Annotated in this window: 14 protein-coding genes; 1 reads left to right on the top strand and 13 read right to left on the bottom strand. The window is 40.7% G+C overall.

The window, feature by feature from the left end:
- Positions 1-15: 15 nt before the first annotated feature.
- The 13 genes from E2H97_RS03720 to csm6 form a co-directional block, all read right to left on the bottom strand.
- Positions 16-4,014, bottom strand: coding sequence for a DUF2357 domain-containing protein (locus E2H97_RS03720; RefSeq protein ID WP_218938235.1), 3,999 nt, complete (start codon positions 4,012-4,014; stop codon positions 16-18).
- Positions 4,015-6,813, bottom strand: a complete 2,799-nt coding sequence (locus E2H97_RS18920) for a chromosome partitioning protein ParA (protein ID WP_218938234.1) — start codon at positions 6,811-6,813, stop codon at positions 4,015-4,017.
- A complete protein-coding gene (locus tag E2H97_RS03705; RefSeq protein ID WP_133405885.1) occupies positions 6,813-8,984 on the bottom strand; it encodes a hypothetical protein in 2,172 nt (723 codons plus the stop codon). The genes E2H97_RS18920 and E2H97_RS03705 overlap by 1 nt, the downstream gene beginning before the upstream one ends.
- Positions 8,981-12,373 carry a DEAD/DEAH box helicase gene (locus E2H97_RS03700; RefSeq protein ID WP_133405884.1) on the bottom strand — a complete coding sequence of 1,131 codons (3,393 nt, stop codon included), beginning with the start codon at positions 12,371-12,373 and terminating at the stop codon, positions 8,981-8,983. Before E2H97_RS03700 ends, E2H97_RS03705 begins: the two co-directional genes overlap by 4 nt.
- Complete coding sequence (locus E2H97_RS03695) at positions 12,370-13,371, bottom strand: hypothetical protein (protein ID WP_246029052.1); 1,002 nt, start codon at positions 13,369-13,371, stop codon at positions 12,370-12,372. Before E2H97_RS03695 ends, E2H97_RS03700 begins: the two co-directional genes overlap by 4 nt.
- The gene (locus E2H97_RS18915) at positions 13,299-13,868 is read right to left on the bottom strand and encodes a hypothetical protein (protein ID WP_218938232.1); all 570 of its coding nucleotides are present in this window, start codon (positions 13,866-13,868) and stop codon (positions 13,299-13,301) included. The genes E2H97_RS03695 and E2H97_RS18915 overlap by 73 nt, the downstream gene beginning before the upstream one ends.
- Positions 13,865-14,593 (bottom strand): PP2C family serine/threonine-protein phosphatase, encoded by a 729-nt coding sequence (locus E2H97_RS03690; protein WP_133405883.1) that lies wholly within the window; start codon positions 14,591-14,593, stop codon positions 13,865-13,867. Before E2H97_RS03690 ends, E2H97_RS18915 begins: the two co-directional genes overlap by 4 nt.
- Positions 14,586-15,173 carry a VWA domain-containing protein gene (locus E2H97_RS03685; RefSeq protein WP_133405882.1) on the bottom strand — a complete coding sequence of 196 codons (588 nt, stop codon included), beginning with the start codon at positions 15,171-15,173 and terminating at the stop codon, positions 14,586-14,588. The genes E2H97_RS03690 and E2H97_RS03685 overlap by 8 nt, the downstream gene beginning before the upstream one ends.
- Positions 15,174-15,177: 4 nt before the next feature.
- On the bottom strand, positions 15,178-16,908 hold the full coding sequence (locus E2H97_RS03680; RefSeq protein WP_133405881.1) for a Card1-like endonuclease domain-containing protein: 1,731 nt from the start codon (positions 16,906-16,908) through the stop codon (positions 15,178-15,180).
- Positions 16,905-19,052, bottom strand: coding sequence for an AAA family ATPase (locus tag E2H97_RS03675; RefSeq protein WP_133405880.1), 2,148 nt, complete (start codon positions 19,050-19,052; stop codon positions 16,905-16,907). The genes E2H97_RS03680 and E2H97_RS03675 overlap by 4 nt, the downstream gene beginning before the upstream one ends.
- Positions 19,053-19,054: 2 nt before the next feature.
- Entirely contained in the window at positions 19,055-20,626 is a 1,572-nt protein-coding gene (locus tag E2H97_RS03670; RefSeq protein WP_133405879.1) for a hypothetical protein, read from the bottom strand.
- A gap of 9 nt (positions 20,627-20,635) precedes the next feature.
- Complete coding sequence (locus E2H97_RS03665) at positions 20,636-21,337, bottom strand: vWA domain-containing protein (protein ID WP_133405878.1); 702 nt, start codon at positions 21,335-21,337, stop codon at positions 20,636-20,638.
- A 245-nt stretch (positions 21,338-21,582) separates the two neighbouring features.
- Positions 21,583-22,719: a CRISPR-associated ring nuclease Csm6 gene (gene csm6 / locus E2H97_RS03660; protein ID WP_133405877.1), complete on the bottom strand. Its 1,137-nt coding sequence runs from the start codon at positions 22,717-22,719 to the stop codon at positions 21,583-21,585.
- Positions 22,720-23,273: 554 nt separating this feature from the next.
- Between csm6 and E2H97_RS03655 the strand changes: the two genes are divergently transcribed.
- The gene (locus E2H97_RS03655) at positions 23,274-24,845 is read left to right on the top strand and encodes a DNA cytosine methyltransferase (RefSeq protein WP_133405876.1); all 1,572 of its coding nucleotides are present in this window, start codon (positions 23,274-23,276) and stop codon (positions 24,843-24,845) included.
- The last annotated feature ends 7 nt before the right edge of the window (positions 24,846-24,852 follow it).

Raw genomic sequence — 24,852 nt, 5'->3', positions numbered from 1 at the left:
ACTAGAAATAATACTTTAATCATCCTGAATTGAAGTGATTGAAATAGAATTTGCACCTTTCTCACCTGTCAGAAACATTCTTAATGCATAGAGTAAATCCGGTGAATTACTAAATATTTCAGGCTTATCTACTTGTAAATTGATACGGGAATTAAGCAAGATATTATTTTCTTTGACTATTTTTGAAAAATCATCTATCAATTTCACGTACTTTTTCGTTAGCTTCCTGTCTGGAGTCATTATTCTTCTAATTTCTTCATCATCATTTTCACGAGTTCTTAAAAAAGCAAGAAGAGCTTCTAGATGCCTACAAAGTGTTTCAATTCGACGACAATGACGGTGGCCTTTGGCTTCAATCATTATGTTTTTGATATCGAACTCTAAGCAACAATATAGATCTTTATTTAGTTTTTCTAATTCCTTGTAGGAGAACTTGTTTATCAATGCACGAGAACGCCAAAGAGCTATAGATAAAATTTCCATGGTAATTGATATGGTTAGCCCTTTATTATCAATGGGGTTTATAACACTCGCTAACAACTCTTGTTGCCATGACATTTCTGCATTACCAATAGCGAGAGCAATTTGCCTTCTGTAATTTTTTAAAAGTGTATTATCTTTCACAGCTTCAAGGAGTCTTGAATAAACAATCTCAGGGGCATCCTTATGAAGACAACACAGAAAGAAGAAAAGCTCCTCTTTAAGGGTGTCCGGCATAATTTCTGACTCAATTATTGATATGATGTTTTTAGTGCCTTTGAATATCGCTTTTCTAAAATGCTCAGGCACATCTGAATCTGAAAGGGAGTGGTCATGATTCCAGATGGTTAATGCTGGGAATCGGAGACTTTTTCTAAAGTGCTCTACGGTTCTTTTCGAAACGGACTTACCCAATGTGATGTTACGGGCAACATAACCTTCACGGCTCCGTTGCTCTTCAAGGTCAAATGAAATTTCATCAGCCTCAGGATCAAACTGCTCGAAGTTGCTTTCGTGAAAGAAAGCATCTCCGAAATCATATCTCAAAACACAAAACTGTTTCCCATTGCGATCCTCTTTCCATTCCCAATGTTCAACAACGTCATCATCATAGATTCGAGTGCTTCTATTCCCTTCAAGGAAGTCGAAAATATTTGAAACTTGCTCCATTTCTTTTTCTAACCAGCCCAGAAGGTCAGAGAACTTTTTACCGTCTTCTTTAGGTTTAGGAAACTTCTGAAAATCAAGCCAGCTTTTTCGGTTTGGGAAATCTGGAACTGGTAAGTTCTCAAGAACAGTTTCCTTACCTTCTGATACCGAGCGCCATTCAACTCGAATAGATTTAAAACCTGCTTCCGCAGAATCCAACGGTATGAATTTCAGTTCATATGGTTCATCCGCTCCATATGTATAAGTCATCTTTAGTTTGCAGACTGTGTCTTTCTTTAAAGGTAATGCAGGCGATTTCAGGTATGCAACAAACTGTAGCTCTTCATTGCCTTTTCCCTGCTGTAGAGGAAAACTATAATGCGTCTGTCCGGCAGGAAGAGTAAATAACTCTTCTAGCGGGATATTCACAGTTCTTCCACTTTGCGATGTTACTGTTGCATCTTTTACTAGATAGAAATTTTCAAAGTGCCCATCACGTACAATTCTGACCGATAGCTCTGGCAAATGATCACACCAAAGGGCAATGTCATCAACTTCGTCCTGCCATCTGTTTAAAGTCTGACAGCCTTTAATTGGTGACCATGCGGACCCCAGCCATTTGTAGCCCATTCGTACATTAGGTTTTCTGATTATATCCTCAAGAGGCAGGATAAAGACACCAACTCCCCGACAATTCCCCTTTGTATAGTTCAGGCTGTCTTGGATAACTTTGTTTGATAGTAGGTTGAGTTCTAAACCTTGTGTCAGGATCTCCCGAATAGAACTAGGTAAGTGATACCAGTCATTATCGTTCACAAACGAAGTTTTCCCTGCATCACTCGCTAAACCATCGAAACCGAACAAATCGAATAGTTCTTGAGGTGTCTGGCAACCATTACTGGCAAGGTTACGAACCACTGCATCATGAATGCTTTTATTTGGCACTATAACCGTAGGATGTCTTTCCCAGCTAATGCCTTGTGTCTCAGGTAATATTTCATGCAGCTCTTTTTGATATATTGCTTTAACTGGGGTTATTGAAATTCCGCCGTCAAATGAATCAACTACCAGCACAAAATCTTTCTCTCGAACTCTGTCCTGTACAAATTTCTTCGATGATTGCCATGCAAAGATAGTGGCTATGCTTTTGGGAAGCGGTGTCGCCTCATTGAAATAAAAATTGATGCTTCTTCTAATTCCTTCCAGAGCGAAGTCATTCCCCCAATCAGGAACTAGATAGGTCAATTTGTCTGCCTTGATATAGTCACTTAACTTTTTAGTAAAAAACATCGATGCACTGCTTTTAGTAGCATCGGGTAGTGTTGAGCTATGTGAAAAGAGGCTTCTCATGCTGACCGTTTCAATATCGGAATGCAGTACGATTGATTTTGCATAACCGCAGTCTATTTCCAGCTCTCCATTAATTTTTAAAGGCCAGTGCTGCTGAAGCAATCTGAACGGCAAATGTGTCTGAGATCCAGTATTATTCGTGAACCTAGGACGGATAGAGCACAGATCTACAACAGAGCTTTCCACCCATATTGGACCACTTTGAGAATTAATCGAATCAGAGTACTCAAGCTGAGAATCCATTACGAATGACAATATTTCATTAGGGATACCTTTGAGAGTCGAGGATTCTATTTTTAATATCTTTTTTACGTCCTGAGTTTTCTCAATAAGTAGACTCCCTGAGACAACCTGTAATAAATACTTATCCGAACCGACCGTTATCGTCCATTTATCCTCTTTCAAATTGAAATCTACAAAGATAATTCCTGCGGGAAGGGTTATGTCGTCTGCACATTCGCCCTGCTGGTTGTTCCCAATAATAAAGGAAACTTCATCTCCCGCGGTTAGTGAGCAAATATCTAATTTTCTAGATAAATTGTTTTTGTGAAAAAATAAATCTGAGCCATCTTCAGAAGTGATAAATCCGAATAATTTATCAGGCTTGATGAACTTTATCTTCCCTTTACTCTTTGAGTCACTTAAAGGGAACAAATACCCCCGAACGGGTAATTGGGGGGCTAGAGAAAAATCATCATAATCTAGAACAATTGGTTGCTGAGCAGCCCGAAAGCGACCACTTCTGTTAAGCAAGGAAAGGGTACTCCAATAGATAACGGCTAAGATATCTCTTTGTAGTCTTTTACTGTCCCCTATGATCTTCTCATCTATTGACTGAAGCCAAAGCCATGCATCCCATACTTTTCGATAACGCTTATCTTGAAGAAGCGTGTTGTTGGGCGGAAGATTGCCCCAATTGCCAATTTCAGCAGCATCTTCTGTTTTAAACCAGCGCTGGAGGGAAACAAGCAGTTCCTCACAGCTATCTTTTGTCGCTACAGATAAAACATTCTGTCTTTCAACCAGAATTTGTTCCAGCCGGAATAGAAAAGCTCTCAAAAGTCGGTTTTCTGCCGTATCAACACTGTTGCTCCGTCTGACAGCCTTCATATAAGGCTTGCCGGAAAGCTTCTCTCGGAGTGTTCTTCCCGGCTGACGGCTAAGCCATTGTACACTATTGCTGTCAACCTCTCTTGCCGCATGTATTGGCAGCATGGCATGTTCACGTAATATTTTATCCCGAGTATGCTCCATAATTGCCAGAACAGCTTCTTTCGTATGCGATACAAGTCGATATATACGGTCTTTTATCTCATCCTCGGGTGAGGCATTCCCCACAAATTTCGAAACAACATCCAAAAAGTCAACAATGTCGGTATTCAGGGCATGCCCTGAAACAGGATCGAAGCTTGATGCCTGAGTCAACCAGTTGCGAACCCAAAGCATCAATTGAACCTGTTTCTTTATCTCACCGTTATCATTCAAGCCATTGTAAACAGATTCAATAGAATCTATTTGGAAGGAATCATCCATCATCTATGATTCCTTTGTCTCGTTACACAAGTTCTTTAGTGAGCTTGCAGCCTTAGCATCACACCCCATCACTTTCTTGATCTCGTGTGTTGTCAACTCCCATGCCATTTTGTTGTTATTACTTGCAAATTTCATGATTTCATTAGGAATGTTGTTTGATGTCTTTGAGGAACTATCATGAAGTTCTACTTGCTTAGGAGAAACCACACTTGCTTCTTTCAAATTGTTACTATTATTTGATAGCTCGTCATCTTTCAAATAATTAGCACTACTCCAGATAAACTGCCCATAACCAAACTCACAAGCCAAATCAAAGTCATCGATTATTGTATAGTCGTCATTAACCAGCTGAGTTCGAATTTTATCTAGACAGTCTGATTTCGATTTACCTCGAGTTTCAATGCCGCGCAGTTTAGGCATGACTTTCTGAACAAGCTGATCCTCAAAAGCGACCTTCATTGCTTTGGCCAAGCCTATATCGTCGTTTTTTCTCTGGGCTTCGAGTACGTCAGGATAATTTGCCATATAGTACTCAATTGATTGCCAGACCCTGTGCCCTAGTGCTCTTCCTACTTTAGAAAGAGAACTGTTCATTTCTTCAACAAACCTTTTAAATGGCAAAATCTGATCATCGTTGAATTTACTTTCTCTGCGCCACCAACTCTCCCACAGTTTACGAGACAATAATGGAGCTTGGTCGCTCAAAGGTTTCAGTTCACGTCGTCTTTCTAGAGTAGTCGGTCGAGGAAAGTTGATTACAATTCCACGATCTAGGACTTTGTCTGAGAGGGATTTAGTTGTCTCGTCCTGATTCATTGTTCCAGCCCAGAGGACATTTCTTCCTAGAGGCAGGTCATAATGTGGAACACCTGCACCAAGTTTAACTTCGAGGCTGGGGACTTCATTACCTTTACGGCCGCGTCGCAACTCGAGCTTGCTCAAAAATTCCGCAAAATAGAGTTCGACATGAGCAAGATTCATCTCATCCATCAATATCAGGCTCATTGCATCCCCTAGACCAGGGTATGAATCATCAAGTTTACTCTTTTCTAATTCGAGGTTTACATTACCCATGATTGAAAAAACTAACTTCTTCTCGGAATCAGATAGTTTCCCCTTAATAAACTTTTCTCGCAGATCATTTGGTAAGTTTTGTGTTTGCGCCAATAGGCGCAGAACTGGCTGTGCATCAAACTTGTTATCAATAGAATTGAAGAAACCAAGCATGGATTCTTGGCTGTCCCAGTTCGGTTGCACGGACAGATTCAAAAAGTTTATACCACCAAAATGTGAATATAGTCTCGGCAGTTCGGATTTTCCGGTTCCACTTACACCAGCCAGAATAGTCATTGGAGACCACTCTGAAGTTTTTAGAGCTGTGTGAAATGCATGTAAAATTCGCCTTGGGAATCTCAGTCCATAATTGATGCAGGATTTATTGATCTCGTCCAACCATTGAAGCTCTTCAATTTTATCGACAGCACGAGGTAATTCTTTTTGGATGTATGGAGTTTCAATATCCCGAACCCTTGCCTCTCGATCCTTTTCTCGTTCGTACGAGGACTGTAAACGCTTAAGTTCCTCTATTAATCGGTTATTATCGGCATCAACAGACTCAAACCTCCTCAGTAGAGATTTGTTTTTATCGGTCAGTTCAGCTACCTGCATTTCAAGATCCGACTGTACACGTGCTGAACTTCTGAGAGCCTCATTTTCTTCAGAGAGTCGTTCACAGGCCTGCTGCAGTTGGGTTTGTTCGGACGTCAAGCGTTCAAATACTTCTTGCATCTCCTTTGTTGGTCGTGTAGCAAGGTCATCGCGCAGCTTTTTAATTTCCTCTTCATGGGTTTTCAGTTTCAGTAAAACAGTAGCTGGATCTTCATCACCGAGTTTATGCTTCAATTCTTCAAAGTTTGATATTAGAGCACTACTCGTTTTGATAGATTCTCTCAAACGGGCAATTTCATCATTAAGCGCAGACTTCTCATTCTCGAAAGATTGCTTCCGTTCAACAACTTTGGTACCCACCTCAACGTTCAAATTAATTTCTCGTTCCTCAAGGCGGTCTTTGCTGGATTGAAGGCGCTGCTTTTGGTACTCAAGCTCATCCTTGAGGTCATCAAGCTCTGCCTGCTCCTTCAGGAAAGCTTTTCTTTTTTGTTCGAGCTCATCCTTTTCCTGTTGAATAGCCGCCTCATGAGTTTTCAATCTATCAGCTATCTCTTTCTCCAAGCTTGCTATTCTGGATGTCCTCTCCTCCGAAAGTTCTTTTTCAATGGCAGTCAGTGCGTTTGCCCGTTTTGATTCCAGCTCCTTTTCCTGTTCTTTCCTAAGGCTGAAAAGCTCGTCATCAAGCTTTGCCCGAGCATCTGCATACCCATTGTCCCTTTGGAGTTCAGCCTTTTGTACCGCCACCTCTCTCTGCCGCAATTTTTCCTTTTCGCCTTCAAGAGATTCCAGCTCATCCATGCACTTGGCTTCCCGCTGCTCCAATTGTTTTTTGAATGCTGCGAACTTTTCTTCAAAGAGTTGGGGAAAGCCGTTTTTTGCCTCAAGCTCCATTTCTTCAAGCTGAATACTTTTGTCATTCAGCTCCGCTTCTTTTTTGGCTATCGCATCTTTCGCGGCCTTTAATGCCTGTTCCCTTTGGGCAATATCTCTTTCTTTTTGAGTCAGAGAGTCTTCCAATTCCTTCTGTTTATTAAGCAGACGAATCTCTGTGAGGTTCATTGTTTTATCAGTGTGACCTACTTTTTCATTATCCGCAGTAAACTGAACGCTGTTATTTTTTTTAGAGCCCACTAGAATTCTTCCATAATTATTTTGATGAATTTGAACACATTTACTTTTAATGACTCCAAGTTTTCCCTTGAAAAGTCAACTTTTTGTTGATTGCCGTGTCCACGAAGTTTTATTAAATTGGCGATAAGCTCAATACATTTCGGCAAAGACCTTTTGAGTACTACCATTTCGTTTTCTGATGCCAATAAACAAAAAGCAAGAAGTTGAGCTCCAAGAGTTGAGCTTGAGCCTTGAACTGCAAGATAGAGCCGATTGGTATTTACCGTACTAATTTGCTTTGGTATCAAATCAAGCTCTGGATAAAAATCAGATTGAACGATTTTTTCAAGAGCTTGATTCTTCAGGTTTGTTTTGTTTTCGTCGGATGTTATTCGCTCCTTACTGGCATCAAGCAATGACAGTTGAGCAATTGACGCCAGTAAATTTATGTAGCGCTGAAACTGCTCGTTATCCAGAGTCGTTCTCTGGCTTAAAATCGTTACTTTGACCAACTCTTCCCGTAACGATGGGGGGACAGCTTGAACAAACCCAAGTCCCAATGACTTGTCCAGTTCAATCCTAGCCTTCAATCTAACCTGATTAATATCTCTTTTCTGCTTTGTCTTAATTGTATAAGCATCATCGATTATATCTGGTATTAGCGACTGGATGAGCCGATTAGCTCTATTATGATAAAATTCAATGACTTCCAGTGAAATTTCGACATTTGTTGCGTTTCCATGGGAAACAGGATCCCTGACTTTTTTCAGCTCATTTATAAAAGAGAGGCATCCAGAGTCTTCGATTGCCAGATGATTCAGCGGATGGCTGGGATCATTTATTGCCCCAGCTATTGCTAGTGCCAGTAGCGGCTGCATCTCAGAATCACCACGGTCAACGGCTCTAACTTTGCCTGGTTTAACTTGAAGCAGGGTCTTCACTCTATCCGAAACATCAAACCCAACCTTGTTAGCAAACGAGTGTAATATCTTGTTACTTTCTCGGTAAGACTGTGATGAAAACAGTCTTTCCCAGTGATTCACAGGATTGTCAGACACAACAAATCGTAGCGCCCATTCTATGGCCTCATACAAGGCTACAACCGCCAAACCGGTCAAACGGTTAATTTCTTGCTCAGTATTAGATGAATCAACCTCAATTTTTTTAGCACCCGACAGATAGTTTTGTGCGCGTTGAAGTGGGCGTGCTATCCGTGGATATTTCTTCACCCCATCCGCCGCCGAAGACTCCTCCCCAGCCTCTTCACTCATTTGTTCGGTGCTCAACCTTTCGATAACACCTTTATTCTTCAAGTCTATGACCCAATTCCAGTCCTGAGAAGTAAGGTAATTAGCAAAGCTCTCGGAGAAGCCAAAGCCGCACCCATCTGTCACCAAAAGGTCAGAATTGCCTACCTGGATAAGTGCTTCACAATGCAAATAAACCAATTCTGGAGTCTCATGTAAGGATATGGCTTCAGCTATTGGCACTGGAGGTGGGTACTGAGCGATACCTTGGTTCAACAGAGCGTACCGTTTATATTTTTTTTTAAACTCCCTGATAGCTCTGATAATCTCATTGGAATCAGGAACTGTTTTCCAGAAAGAGTCTTTTGCTGGGAGTATCTGAATTGAACGAATCCATTTTTCATCAGTAGGGTTAATGAAAAAATTTACATAGTGTTCAAACTCACCTTTTTTCTGAGGATTCTCTTTTGAGTATAGATTCTCTATTTTTTTATAGTTCAACTGCTCCGTGCTGACATAGGGAAGAAGCTTCCCGGACAGCAGATCTACAAACATTGTGGCCACGGTGTATTCCAGATTTCCGTCTGATTTATTCTGCCACTCGTTCAGAAGCTCATGTCCTTGCTGAGTCAACTCATAGCGATCATTCAAAAGGCCGAGCTGGTTGAGGCGATTCTGAATGAAGGCCACCAGCTCCTTTTCCAGACAAGTGACCAGCGCAATCTTTTCTGTGTCGCCGAATTCAATCTCTGTTATCTTCAAGACAGTTTCTTCAAACACATTGAGGCCACTCTTTTTCTTTTGCGGAATAGATATGTTGAAGGCATAACATGGCCATAGAACACTTTGTCTGGCGGCGATGTTCAATCCATCCAATCCTGTGCGAAAACTGATTACTTTAGGACGATGGTCTTTTGCTGATTTTTTTGTAGAAGGCGCACTCATAGGATCACCCCCTTTTCATGGCACAAATCATAGAAATTTTTCAGAGCTGGAATTGCATCCACAGCCACTTGAGTGTTTGCTAGGGCGCTATCTCCCACAATGACTAAAGCCTTCTTCTGGCGACTCATGCTCACACATAAGCGGTTTTCCGACATGAGATGGCCAAATAGTTTTTGCAGCTTCTTTTTGTAATCCTCCTCATTGTGTATATGAGGCGGCAAGGCCTCCATATCCTGAGACCTCACCATGGAAAGAAACACAATATCGAACTCCATGCCCTGAAAGGCATCAACAGTACCGATGCGGAATCTCTCTTCGCCATTTTTAAAAGAGCGGAACCTCTGACAGATCTGCCATGAGTTATCCTGTGCTCGCTCCGTTATACCGAATTTTTTGAGGGCTTCATAAACAGCAAAAACTTGGGCCTTATAAAAACTGATTATACCAAAGCTCAGCCCAGAGCCTTCTTCAGAGTCAATCCATTTGTTCACATGCTCTGCTATAACCTTTGCTTCAGATACTCTCTGCCTGCTTCGGTTGGGCAAAATAGTTTCCTTCCCTTGACTGTTAGGAACATCAATCCAGACAGCGGCTTTGTGTTCTATGCCTTGAAGGCGTTGCTCAAAGTGACTATCAGATAATGGAGACCGGTAACCCTCGTTATATTTCTGATAAAAATTATTGCTGGCAAAAGCTCCCAACAGCGGATGTGTTCGGTACTGAGCATCCAGTGTCACTGTTCGTTTAATACCATCCTTCTCCTCCAGTTTTTTCAGGCGGTTGAACAGGTACTCAAACATACTTTTCTTCACAAAATCGGCATCAACTGGCGGACTGGAAGAATTCTCTCCCTCCAAAGCCCTCGCAACCTCCTCATCAATCAAATGTGGCAACTGCCTGTGATCCCCGACAAGGATTATCCTTTTTTCCGCTTGAGACATCGGAATAAGCAAGTCTCGCGGGCTGGTTCGGGCTGCCTCATCTATGATCACCGTATCGTACTTGACCATTTCCGTTCGCTGATCATATCGGACATTTTTATTCTTTGAACGGATAATATCTTTCCCGACCGCCTGTTGAGTGGTTGCAGCATACACAAAGTTGTAATCCTCTATGGCCTCACGAATACCATCAGGATTGTCTTCTAGCTCATGTAAAAACTCAGCCAGTATTGCATCACGTTTATTGATTGAATTGTGTTTTTTCTCCAGTAGCTGAGATACAGTTGCAACTAACCTCAAGACATCTTCTCTTGGTTTTTCAGACCTGAAATCGGGAGAAGGCAGATATTTATAGAGCAGTGATTCTTTCAACTCTTTGAGCTCTGGAAGAAAACTCAGTGAATTACCACTTTGCCAACGGGCCGCTTTTTCAAGAACACATAAATCTGGGTTTAAAGGTCCGTCTGCAATTGTATCTAACAAATCGATAGCTCTCGCGGCACCGTCGTCTTCAAAGGCCTCCTCACTGACACGCAGGGATCGAACAAGTCGCAGGTTGGAAGGATCATTAGGCTTCAGTTCCGTTTGCAACGAATTGATGATGTCTTCAGCCTCACTGGTGATATCCTCAGAAATTACGTCTCTGGGCAAAACCAGAATACGCTTCATTAAACTGACTGTGTTGTTCTTAGAAGGGCACATTGAATATGTTATAAACAGCTCTGCCAACCTTATCTGATCTTCAGTCTGAGCAATTTGAGGATTCTTATTTCGAATATTTTCGGCGACCTTGGAACACCACTTGTTAATTTTTTCAGTGACTGCATCTTCCGTAAATTCCGAATCAACGGATCTTCTGCCAAATTTAACTGCCGGAAGGGTATTAACACTCAGCCTTGCAACGATATTCTCAACTGCATCATGTTGAAAACCGGAAACCAGTATCTGACCTCTTATCGACTTGGTTTTATCATATTCCTCATTGAGCCTTTCAAGAATGGCTGTAACTACAGTTGTTTTGCCTGTTCCTGGAGGCCCCTGAATAAGAGCAATATCTGGGGTGTTTAATGCAACATCGATGGCCTCCATCTGCCTATCGGTTGGTGGATGCTTAAAAATTTTCTCTTTCACAAAGGGCGTTAAAGGCTTTAACTTGGTTACTCGCTGTATTTCTGGAAGCGTACCTCCTTCTTCAATCAATGGCCCAAGAAGAGGGTTAGCACATCGTCCTTCCTGAATAGCTGAGCGAGCCCGCATTCGTCTTTCTACCTGAATTTTGTTTCCATTAATGGACAGAATCATAAACATTGGACCAAGCGGGATTGACGGTAAATCTAATTCGATGCTGTTTTTGGAAAGTTTAAGGATCGGGGCATAAACAGAAGATGCCATTTCAGAATCAACCTTTTTCTGATCCTTTTTGGATATAAATTCTTCTTCCAGAGCTTGGGTGTATGCTTCCCATGTAAGATCAGTATCCTGAAGATATAAAGGCTCTTCAGAGGTGAGCTCTATCTCATCACCTTCGGTAAGCTGATCTGGGATGGATGACACAAAAAACTTCACTCCTTTGTCTGCCTTTTCTGTGCCATGATAATCTATTCGACCTACTACTTTCGCTCTTGCTAAGAGTATTTCACCTTCAATATTTCCATATTCATCCCACTGTTTCAGGTAGCTCCCAGCCTCCCTTGTAAGCTGACTCATCGCTCCTGCTGCTACAGCACGAATTTGACCTGTCTTGGTGTAGTCAGAAAATTTAACCCCCCCTCTTGCTAGACGCAATGTTCCTTCACACTTCTGACTATCTTTAAAGACCGCTTTAGTTGCAAAATAGATGTCCTTGAATTTACCAACATTGCGCCTTTCAACCGGAATACGAACCCTCTCACCATAGATAGAGAATTCTCGGTATTTCTCCTGCACAACGTCCCCCGATTCAGGCGAGTCTTCATCCTCGGGACGATTCGTTTCAAAGTCAGCATTGGCGGATGGGCCACTCATAAGCAGAAAGAAATCTTCACAGCCAACACTGATTTTGCATTTATCGTTTAATACGCTCCCCAGGCCTTCAGCACCATTAAAGCGAATGCCATTTCTTCTAGCCGTCGATTCTATGTGCTCATCAATACCGATTTCCACATCCCCAATTTCGACGATTTCACCATTGAAAAAGATGATTTTAACAAGTGTACTGCCGTCCTTGGCAACCTGCATTACCTCGGCAAGATGCGCACAACCTCTTTTCAAATGAAAATCCAGATCCTTCCCAGCCGACGGATCACGAAGCAGCACGTTCCACTGCTGGCCATCGATTCTTAATCTGTATGCCTGCCCAGTACTGTTGGGTGCGATATATCCAACACCTATGTTTGGCGTCTCTCCAGACAGCTCAGACCTCATCCATAATTCAAAGGTGATTTCAGCATTTATATCTTTTAGTTTCATTTGCCACCTCCGATGATCACGCACTTAACCAACCGAGGACTATTTAAATGTGCGAACATCCAGAACTGAATATCCGGCGTTAATCCGTCTATTTTCATCTGTGAATAGAGCTTTTGAAAACCACTTTGCGGATGACAACCAACAGCAACGGACAAATTGACTTGTCCATGGTCTGACTTTTTAATCAGAATGCCATTATCGCTTAAAGATGTGAGCACCTCTGCTGTATCAGAATCAAGCATTGCAAACTCATCAAAGACTCGCCTTGGAATCGTGAGTTCGGTGCCCTGAGATATCTCACGTACATACCGCCAGCATGGTGCGTTTAAGGGTTTATTGGGTCCATTCCATCTGTAAGACTCAAGAATGAGCACCTGCGGCCTCTGCGTTTTACAGTAAGGGCAGTTGTAATCCTCTGTTTCAGGGTGAATGAAATCATAGTAATAGCTCATTGAGCAGCCCGAGCACGTGACGGTCATATCTGCCGCTTGAGCAAGAGCTTCAGGCCAGTGATAGATAGTCGGTCGCAGCAATGGTGTAGTCCTACCTAGCCCGAATGTGCCCTCGAACAACATAGCCAGTTTCTCTGTAAGGAGAAGGGATCTTGGCAGGCCACTGCCGGAAGAGTTGGAATCATCATCTTGATCATCAACCCAAGGGAACAGTCCTGCAAAAGCTTTACCTTCAATATCCTCGCCATCATTTTCTGCATCAGCCCAGTCACCATCATCCGTACTATCCACTTTTTTCCCTACAAAAGGGTGAATCAGCGAAAGAAGATAGAAAGCCACGACTGCGAACGCATGACAATCGCTTGAAGGTCTGCCACTGTCTTTGCCCTGAACAAGCTCGGGGGCTCCGTATTTTGGTGTGTATACAACACTTCCGCCTGTGGTTATTTCAAATCGAATATTGTCGGCATCAATCAGCCAAACTGTTGAATCATCAAGCCCTTCTGAAATAAAAATATTATTGGGAGATATATCACCATAAACCATACCATTGCCATGAAGACGAGCCAGCAATGATGCACATTTGTATAGCGCATGAAGTCTGCGTCTAAGCCCTCCGGTTCTGTAGTAATGAACAATTTTTTAGCTTCGTTTTCAGGCAGTTCAGAAAGCCATACTGGGATATCGTTGGAGCCAATTTTTTCTGCAGATTTGCCATCGAGCCAAAAATGACTGAACGGAACCATCTCACTCAAAAGTTGCATCACATAACCTGCTTTGTTTTCCAATACTACAGCTGGTAGCGCTATATTCATGTCCATTGGAATTGGTAAAAGCCGAACGCGCTTAAAGCGTTTCGAGTATTTCTCTACTGATTTTTGATCGGTAACAGGGTTACCTTCAGAATCAATAACAAGTTTGATTGCTAAATCGGGATCTTTGGTTCTGTAAACAATCCCTTGGCCACCAGGAGGCGCAAGCTGATCGCCAAGGATATGTACATTCTGATATTCATCCACATACTCGTCGAATCTTTGGCTCATTGGGAACCTCCTTTCTTAACCAAGCAAGCAATCGTCTTGTCATCGGAGTGCGCCGGAACCGGCCATTCATTGAGCCAGCGTTTGACATCTCTCGTTCTTTCTTCCGACTCCAAGTTTGCATAAGTGGAGTAGAGCTCCTGTGCAAAGTCCTCCTGTTTTTCAGGTAACAGGTCATCGGATATTCCATCCGTACATAACACAACTGCATTGCATATCGCACTTTCAATCGTCGCAGTTTCCCACTGTTCGGGCTTAAACTCCTTTTGAAGGCTGTTTGTGTAGTTTGAAAAGGAATCCCGTTTGTTGTCACTGAGGATAAGGTGGTTTTCACCAGTTTCTCCAATAGCGGCTATCATTCCGTCACCAAGGCGTCCAAGAGTAATAATTCCTTCATTCTGGATAGTGAAAAGGCATGTGGCCGAACAATCTGTTGAAGAGTACGGAGCTATTTTCACAAGCCAGTTGGCATGAATGAGCCTTAAAATATCAACGATATTGGCGTCGGGAGTATTCTGGTAGCTCTTGGCAGCCTCAAACACAGCCAGACAGGCGGCTTTTGAACCGTGATCTGAATGTGCCTTGCTGCCCAGTCCGTCCGATACAACAACGACATTCCCCCATTTATACCGGCGTGCCATCCAAGAATCCTGATTTGGAATTCCGGCTTTAACATGTAGGGGACCGATTACTGAGGCCCCCCAGCTGTTCCAGAGTTGATCAAGCATCCCAATCCTCCTCAGCCTCTTCTGTTTCAGCCGGTGCGGGTTCCACAATCTGGGCAGTGGATATTGGTACGTTCAACGACTCATCAGAACCAAAGATTGTACTTTCAATCGCTGAAGCTATGTTCTCCGAAAGGTAAACAGTGTTATTTGTGGAGATTTTCTTTAACTTTAACAAGTCAGCATCAGCGCCGACAGCAACAGTCCGGATGAGTAGGCTGCTGAATATGTCCATTTGGTTTTGAAAGCTTACGATGTATGAATTGGGGAAATTACCGTCAGACAAAATGAGAACTCTGGCTTTCTCTTTATCCTTATTAAGCTCATTGAGAAAGCCAGAAAGCTCGCATAAGTTAGAGGAGCCTTTGGCACTCAAGACAGGAATATCTCCGTCAATTTGTAAAGCAACCTCTGAAACATTCTGTGCCCATTGATAAAAGCGAATATCTAATTTTGAATATTTTTCAAATTCTATGGCTCTTAGTTTATCTGCGTAACGGCACAGATTCCGTTGAAGATGAATTTTTCCCATATCATTCATACTTCCTGAAGTATCTACAATGATATTAATTAAATTATTCATAAGACTACACTTCATTATTTTTCAAAATAATTGCTTTTACTCGCTCGGATAATGAGTTACCAGTCACTTCATGTATGTTGTATGAGTCGGCAATTTTTTTACGAATAACTTTGTCTTTTGGAGAAAAACAGCAAGCTAAAATTCCATGACCAGAAATCCCACCAAAATATCGAACGATATTTTGTAATTTCATCACCTGTTCACTTTTCACTCCGCCAGATTTACATTCGACGATATAAAGTGTCCTCCCATCCGTAAACGTTATATCTAACTCTTGATATAACTGTTGTTCTGATAGAAATGAGTAACCTTTTTCATCATCAATAGATACTTCCAAACCTATCCTAAGATCTTTTATTAGCTCTAATTTAACTAAAGGCTCTAATTGCCGATATGTATATTCCTCAAACCAACCACCAGACAAGTATCGAGCAAAGTCAGACCAATTATGAAACTGAAAGGCTTTATTGTTTAACCTAATTTCTGCTTTATGATCACTCGACAGTCGAACATAAACACCATGACTATTTATCTCAAATGGTTCAGGAGAATCATTAAATTTAACAATTTCTTTATAGAGTTTTGAAATTTTTGAACGAGCATTCCATAGCTCTAAAGTTAATTGCTTTCTTTCAAAACTGTGGACATTTGGTATGCCTTCCCAGTCACCTGTTTTTGAAATCCAAAGATTATAGCCATTTAACTTAATAAACGTATCAACAGAGTTAATCGTTTTAGTTGGAATTGATTTAAAGTCGTTTAAAAAAATAGTCTCATGACTTCGACTGTCAAAGTAAAATGGAATGGCGTTAACTTTTCTGCAAGCCGCTAACGCACCTGCATACATCAGCTTTGTACCTCCAGTTAAATTAAAGCCTATACGGCAATTCGAAGGTAGCTTTTCAACAATATTAAGTATTTCAACTTTGACTCCTTCAGGATCATAAGGATCAACAGCAAGTTCATAAAAATCACTTTCACCAACAAACTGCTTCATCACACTAGCTGGAAACTCCGCAGAGTTAACGAAAACATGAATTTTACTTTGAAACTGGTTAATTCCGAGTAAACTAGGGACTCTTTGCTCACCAAATAGATGAAAAATTGCATCAAACTGATCAAAGTTTTTGTCTTTTTCAGGGAGAGCTTTTGCGTGCCATTCTAGCCATTCATTTGGTAACTTAATTTTCTCGGGTGGTTTACCTATTTGCGAGGATGCAATAAGACGTTTTTTAAGTGTCGGATATCTGAGAGCAGCAAAAGCCCAAACGAAAGCCATAACAGGTGTACCAGGACTAAGATAAAGAGTAACTAGCTTATCGCCCTTAAATTCTGCAATCTCATTCAAAGATTCAGTAGCGGCTTCATATATAGCTTCGGTGTCATTGAGGTGTGACAGCACTACAGGACGAAAACTAATATCTACCTTCTTACCTGCTTCTTTAAGCTGCTTATTGAGCCAGTCACTGAAATGAGCATGCGCATACGTCGTGTTCGAGATCAAATCAATAAACTGCCTTAAATCATCTTCTCCAAAAGCGCTAATATTTACTAGCTTTTGTTGAAATTCTTCAGTGTCACACTTTGATTTATCAGGGTGCGTAAAACCAAGGATGACAACATCGGTGTAGTCCTCCGATAACAAAGCTCCCAAAACAGGTCCTTTAGTGCTTTCTAACTTCAATGACGCCCTAAGGTCGGTCATTCCATACCATGTCATTAATAATTTTTTCAACTGAGACTTCCTTGTTTTTTAGGTATAAGCAAAAGTGCTAATCCATCACCAGAGTTAACGGTTTCTCCTACTTTAATGTATATTTTTGATATCATGCCGTGTACAGAAGCGACTACTCTCTGAGAATGGCCTTCTTCATTATCAATCTCAATCAGAGTATCTTCACTATTCACAATCTCTCCAGGCATAGAATGAATATTCTGAACCTTTGCCGATGAAATCGAGCTAGATAATTTAACTTTTGCCGTTTTTAAAGTTTTATTACGTTGCTCGTCAGAAAGCTTATGGGCTAGTAACAATAATTTTTGACCATCAATAGCTTTTCGTTCAAAGAGTTCAACTATGTGTTCTCCGCTGAAGCTTGGATGTCTCAGAGCTAATTCAAACTCATCTTTTGTGATCTGCGTATTAGCCCAAGAGCCCGGTTTACCAAAATCAAAAGGTTCATAGTTGTCGACAACATACATTAAGGCCTTAATTGGACATTGAGAATTTTTTAGTGCAGCTTGGCGAACCGAAGATGTATCGTCTTTTACTAACTTAATTAATTTTTCTGGAGAAATTAATTCGTTTGACGCAGCGTTTTCCCTTTCAGACGAATCATGGCTTTCACACATAGCGTCTACGTTCACTACATCTTCGTCAGACAGGGATGCAGGTTTGAGGCTGAACTTTTCAAACAATTCTTGATAGGTCGAGATTTTCTCTTCAAGAACTGCACTTATTGGTGTCATTAAACTAATTTGCTTTTTAATGACAGATTGGGTGAGAACTTGCTCATTACTGCGGAACAAGTTTTCCAACGAATCATTAATTACAGACTCGATATCAGCCCCAGAAAATCCCTCAGACAAGCAAGCTAATTCTTCAAAATCAATTCCTCTAGGAGTTGGGTTTAGTTGATTTATTTTAACTTCGAAAATCTGCTTTCTTTCTAGCTCACTAGGTAGATTAACGTAAAACACTTCATCAAATCGCCCTCGCCTCAATAATTCAGAAGGTATGTAACTAATGTCATTGGCAGTTGCCACCACAAATACAGCCCCAGGCTTCTCTTGCATCCAAGTTAGAAAGTAGCCAAATAATCGAGTGGTTATATCTGCACTCCCACCGGTTCCATTAATACCAGAAAACGCTTTTTCAAGTTCATCAACCCACAAAACACAGGGACTAGCTTGCTCCGCTATTTTTAGAGCAGACTTCATGTTGGATTCACTCTCTCCAACAAACTTTCCCATTAATGAGCCAATATCTAAACGAAAAAGTGGGACATTGAATAATGAGGAAGCAGCTTTTGCACTCATTGATTTCCCACAACCCGGCATACCAGCTAAAAGTACGCCTTTGGGCGGCGAAATCCCAAAGCTCTCAGCTTGTGATAAGTGTTCAATGATGTATTTTTTGTTACGCAACCAGCTTTTGAGTCGATCTAATCCTCCAACTTGGTCAATCACAATTTTACTCTCGACCAACTCCAATAATCCTGAGTGAGATAACGCTCTTTTCTTCAATGCTAAAGCGTCACTCACAGACTGCTGAGAAAATGTGCTTTCATATTTATTTTTTAGCGTTTCGAATATTTGTAATACCATGTCTCTCTCCATACCTGAAAATATGGATTTAAGAGAATTGCGCACAGCAGTAGAAATATTAATAGAATGCTCATTTAAGAGAGAGTGAAAAATTTCATCCACCTGATATAGCGAAAGAGGAGAGCATGAAAAAGAGGTTAAAAGATTTGCAAGCTCTGGAGATTCTATATTCTCTTTAGATACTAAAAAGATCGCAGCCTGCCCCTTAAAGTGACGCTTAATCCTTAATAACTCCTGTTGCAATCTAGCTGCAGCTCTAATGTCGTTCTTTAATGCTGAATAGACGTTCTGTATGACATAAATTCTACTGTTCGGGTCGTCATCAGAAATTGATTTAAGATTCTGAAATAAAGATATTTCTTGATCAGGTTGCAGAGCTCTCTTGGTCTTAAAATCAACCCAACCATACCCCCAATTCCACTCTTTTATTTTGAAGTTCAATTGCGTGGCAACACACTCAATTTCTTCATCGATTCGATTGAAGTCCTGCCCTAGAATCTGAATTCCTGGTACACCAGAACGAATAGCTTCAATAATTCCTTTTATATCCATACTTAAAATCCTAATAGAGAAGATACGCCACGACAGAACGATGAAACACCACTACTTATTGCAGAACCAACCGATTTAGCGGAGTCAACGACTGTAGACACAATCTTCTTTCCGCCTTCATATATAGCTTCACCAAAGGTACTTCCAGCAATTCCACCTACTACACCACCGACAACGCCACCAATAGCCGTTCCAACAGGTCCAAGAGCTGTTCCTAAGGCAGCTCCCACGCTGGCACCTTTCGTTCCGCCAGCAAGACCTCCAACAAGGCTGCATGTTGCACTACCAGCCTGATCCAAAGCTTCTTCTCCAGTTAGTTCTCCTTTTGCGTATTTGTATAGAATTTTCGCATTTTCGATTCCGATGCAAACAGAATTAGCAATCTTTCCAGCTGGTGTATTTTTTAATACATCACCCAACCAGCCGCTTTTAACTGCTACGGTTACGCCTCCAGTTACAGCGACTGTTAGTCCCGAGGTTGATGCCGATTTTAGAGAGCTTTGCACAAACTCTTGAAGGTCTTCTTCTACACTCTTATTTTCTTTCCCTGTTATTCCATTCCAGAAACGCCGACCGAGAATACGAGCACCTTGAAACCCAACAGACAAAAGAGCCGTAGCACCAGCTTTTTTCCCGATATTTTTTACAATATTGGTACTGCTTGCTTCGTTCCAATCATACTGTTTGGCTTCAGCTTCTTCTTGGGCCTTGCGCTGCCTTTTTTTGGCCTCCTGTTTAGAAAGAGGCTTCGATTCAACTCCATCAATTTCGATTGTTTCAGTACTACCAGGAATATCTTCAGACTGCCCTTCAGGAACTAACTTACGCTGACCACGGTAATCGCCTTTTTTAAGCAGCGTATCAGTCGCATCTGCGTCGGCTCCATACTTAGCCTGATAGCGACGTACAATCTTTCCATCACCACTCCTAATAACAACATCCACGGAATTTTTGCCATATGCCTCGCCAAGCTTGGGTTGTAATACTTCGGCACGATATTCACTGCCTTTAGCTACCGCATCAAGATTGAAGGTATCAACGTGGTGTTGTTCAGCAATAAAGCCATCCAAATTAAGCTGCTGGTTCAGCTGGCCATCATTTCGGTAAAGCAAATCAATGTTTGCTTTGTTTGCTGACTCAATCGCTGACTCAATTTCCTTAGCGTAAGCTCCGATGTTAGTAACACCAACAGCAGTTGCACCTTGCTCTATTTTTCCTGCCAACCAGTTGTTTGTGCTTAATCCTTTGCTGTGGTGTTCAGCTAATTCTTGCTGAGATGATTTAAAAACCGCCACCTCCTCAACAATCTCGTCAGCTGTTTGTTCGAGCTCTTCTTCCGTCCGCCAGATATCTGGATATTTAGCGAACTCAAAACAAAGCCAAGCCTTATTGGATAGTTCAGGAGATTTATCTCTGTAGGAGCGAATAAATGAACCTATAACACCGCGAGTATTTTTGGCCCCCTCTGGCGTAACCTTTATCTTTTCAGCTAAAGCATCAGCCTGAGCTTCTCCATCAGATGCGCCATTAGCTATAAGCGTTGGTAAATCCATATTCTCCTGATTCCTATCCATCTTGTTCTCCTACCAATAACCTTGATCGTCATTTTCAATAGAGATTGACGCAGCAATATTTGATTTAGCGCTCTCGTCAAGCTCAATAGATGCTGGTACCTCGTTCGGATTCTTGGACTTAGTACGCATGGTCACTGACATGGTCACTCTCTGGAAAAACTCATGCAGCTGCCCGCCGTTTTCCGCATAGAAAAGGTCGTGGGGCGTGCCCTCGATAAAACGCTTCAGAACAGTCTCATCCGCATCACGTCCAATAGCCATCGCCATGCGGTCACATTTTGATGAGCGTCCCTCTGAAATGAAGTCTTCCAGCGGTCTTTCCCAACTATCATTTGGCTGGCCGTCTGAAACAAGAACGATGGTTGGCCGGTAAGCGCGAGACGGAGTGGTCTCCTTATCCTCGATCATGGCCTTAGCCATTTTAAGGGCGGTTCCCATCGGCGTCATTCCGTTGGCCTGCAGATCTTGCCACTGCACGTGAGAAGCCTTGGTATAAGGAACATATAGCTCAACCTGACTACCAAAAGTGATAACGGAAACAAGAGTCTCAGTCTCCATTTTTTCTTCCTGCTTAAAAGTGTCCAGCATATCCTTGACGGCTTTGTTAAGGTTCTCGATTTTATCTCCGAACATACTAGAACTGACATCCAGAAGTAGAACGACGGGAAGTGGTTTAGCTGTTGGGGTGGTGAATTTTTTAGGATCAAACATTGATAGCTCTCCGGAAGAATTAACTCATCTAATATATTTGTCAGCGAAACAATCTGTTGGTGAACTGATTGTTTCATATTTAAATCAAATTGCTTTATGCCCAAATACCATTTACATGTTCTGTATTTAGCCATTTATAAGTTTTTATTACCGAACCTGAGGAGTTCCCCCCAGAGAAATAGAGTCGAATAAGAAACTCTAATTTAATAGTTACAAATTAATTTGCTCTATTGGAGTTTATAAGCTTATGAACTTCCTTCCAGCAAGGCATCACAAACATCATTTGTTAAGAAGTAAACTGTTGATTGTTTACCAGACACTTGAATGGAATTAATACTGATTTTTTCAGCAATATTAGGTGGGAACAAACTAAAAAGCTTACGATTGAGATTCGTCCTACAAGTTTGGACAAATTGTCTATCCATGGGCTTAAGGCTTGAAGTTAGTCTTTCCTTAAAGTCCTCAGGAGTGAGACCAAATGTAGAGTAAACTCTATTATCATTTGAGAGTACCTCAAAAAGTTCTAAAAACTCCTCACTGTAACTGACTTCATCTTCAAAATATCTATCAATAACAAGCCCTTTCGCCCCCTTCCTAGCAAGCCAAGCATAAAATGCACACTCCTTAGCAGTAAGCTTGACAAGTATTCCTGAGATTAAAAGCCTTCTAGCTTTGAAATTAAATTTTATTGATAAAGAATTAGATTCTATCGAATTATATGTATCAACTGTTTTGCTAAACGACGTATTTTGTAACGATTGAATCAGCTGTTTAGGTACAAGCTGCCTCATTCTCACGAATGGAATCTCTGCTAACGTTATTACAGCATCACGAGTATTTAAAATTTCTTCTTTTTTCTTGTTGTTTGGAATTTCATTTGATGAAATAGTAGGAAACCAAAACTCATCATTAAATTCAAATTCATCATTAACAAATACATGACTTAGCGTATCTTGTGAACGTCCAAAAAGAGACATTGCATAGCCTAAATAGAAAGCCATCGTCTTACGTCCACCTGCGATTGACGCATGAATTGAATTTCCTTCATCTTCGGTAAGTTCATACACTTTACCAGTGATGAAATTAGCCATAGTTGCTTGATCTTCAATAGACTTAGCATCAAAAATTTCATTACCATGTTTATCAGTAATAATTTGAATATCTATATCATTTGAATTTAAAGAAGGTAATGAATACTCTTGCTCTAATTGAGCGAGCTTATTATTAATGAATAAACCTGCCTCGAGTTTAGACTTACAACTTTTGGTAGTTACAACAATGACTTTTTGTGGGTAAGGTTTACCAGACTTATAGATACCGTATAAAGTTTCAGTTAAAACTTGTGGGCTTGAGCCTATGATAGCTAGGAGAATACAGCTCATAATTTTCCATAATTATTTGCTAAAAAAATAAGTAAGTTACTTGATAGCACTCATCCAAAGAGCCAAATTATCATGAATCTATTTTTTTTCAAGACTATTTGAGTTCAAAACTATCAAACATTGATTTAGCTATAAAAATCAGTCAAAATTATTACTTTGGTTGACTTTGCATTCCTCATACAACGTAAAATTACATATAGCCCCTCACAAACTCTATTAATATTCCTTAATGCATAGGCTGTGTCGAACAACGCTTGGTCTTTGTGTACAATTAAAATGCACTGTGTGATGCGTTCAGTTGCTGTCTCGAACGTTTAAAATGAACAATGAAACCAAAAGATATTGCAATAGAGGAAGTTGACATCCTGTCTCCTACTTTACCTTAAAATCAAAGACAACTATTCTGACAAGGTAGGGAAATAGCTTATTCATTTAGCCGAAATACTCAAACAATCGAAAAAAGCCCTCCAACAATAAGAACAAAGCGAAAAACTGCATTATTTATTCTAAAAATTGATATTATAATCTTCATTGAACGATTGTAATCAAAGTAAATGAACAAACCAATAAAAGTAATTGACCTATTCTCAGGCCCTGGAGGACTTGGAGAGGGCTTCTCCTCAATCAAAAATGATGAAGGTTCTAGAGTTTTTAAATTGATCTCATCTATTGAAAAAGAGCCTAGTGCATACCGAACTCTAAAACTTAGAGCATTTTACAGGCAGTTTGATGATGCACCAAAGGAGTATTATGACTTTCTAAAAGGCAAACTAGGAAAGTCACCAGAAGAGCAACTTTATAAACTTCCAAAATTTAAAGCTCAAGTTGAAGCCGCAAACAGAGAAGCATTAAACTTAGAACTCGGAAAAGATGATGAAGCTATCTATTCTGCAATATCACAATCTCTAGGTGATGACGAATGCGTATTAATTGGAGGCCCACCTTGCCAAGCATATTCTGTTGCAGGCGTAGCTAGAAATAAGTCCAATCAAAAGTATGATCCTACCTTAGATCATCGTAACTTCCTTTATAAAGAGTATTTGAAAGTCTTATCTTTATTTCAACCATTAATTTTTGTTATGGAAAACGTAAAAGGTATGTTGTCCGCAAAAGTGAATGGGAAGTTAATACATAAATCAATTTTCAAGGATCTAGAGAATCCGTCAGAGTCAGTTTCTCTTCAGCCTTTAGTTCACAAAAGCCATAGATATAAAATAGTTTCTTTCGTAGCCACTAAAGATGATGATAACGAGCTGCAACCCAAAGATTATGTTATTGCTGGTGAAAACTATGGAATACCTCAACGTCGCCATAGGGTGATTCTTCTTGGTATCAGAGAAGATATCGCTGACTTATGGAAAAATGAAACCCTTGCTCTCAGTGAAAATAAGATCACTGTTAGTGATGTTTTATGTGACTTGCCTAAGCTCAGAAGCGGCTTATCCAAAGAGGAAAATACTAGCGAAAATTGGTTAAAATCAATAAAAAGCAACGCATTAAAAACAATTTCATCATTAAAAAAACATGATCAATCAATAATTGCTGACGCATTTGAAACAGCTGTAGTTGAGATGGGTATTCCTAAAGAGGAACAAGGCAGAAACCATGGGATCCAAAGGATAAGTACCATAAAGAATAGCGAATTATCGAGTTGGTTTTATGATAAAAAGCTAGGACGTTATGTTTGCAATCATGAAACAAGAGGTCATCTAGCTCTAGATCTCCAAAGATATTTATATTGTAGTATTTGGGCAAAAGTTGGATATGACAATAATTGGGAAAGATTGAGTCCTAGAGCTAGTGATTTCCCTGACGCATTAATACCAAACCATAAGAATTTCAAATCAGGCAAGTTCGCAGATAGATTTAGAGTACAACCTAACAACTTGCCAGCAACTACAATCACTTGCCATATATCTAAAGACGGACATTACTATATTCATCCTGACTTTCTCCAGTGCAGAAGCTTGACAGTCAGAGAGGCGGCAAGGATCCAAACATTTCCAGATAATTATTTTTTTGTTGGAAATCGTACTCAGCAATATGTTCAAGTAGGTAACGCAGTCCCCCCACTATTATCAGCCAAAATAGCTAAATTAATTAGTAAGTTTTTGCTAAATATATAGTTACTTT

The sequence above is a fragment of the Parashewanella tropica genome (assembly GCF_004358445.1).
Classification (GTDB): Bacteria; Pseudomonadota; Gammaproteobacteria; order Enterobacterales; family Shewanellaceae; genus Parashewanella; species Parashewanella tropica.
This window is presented reverse-complemented; position numbering and strand designations above follow the sequence as displayed.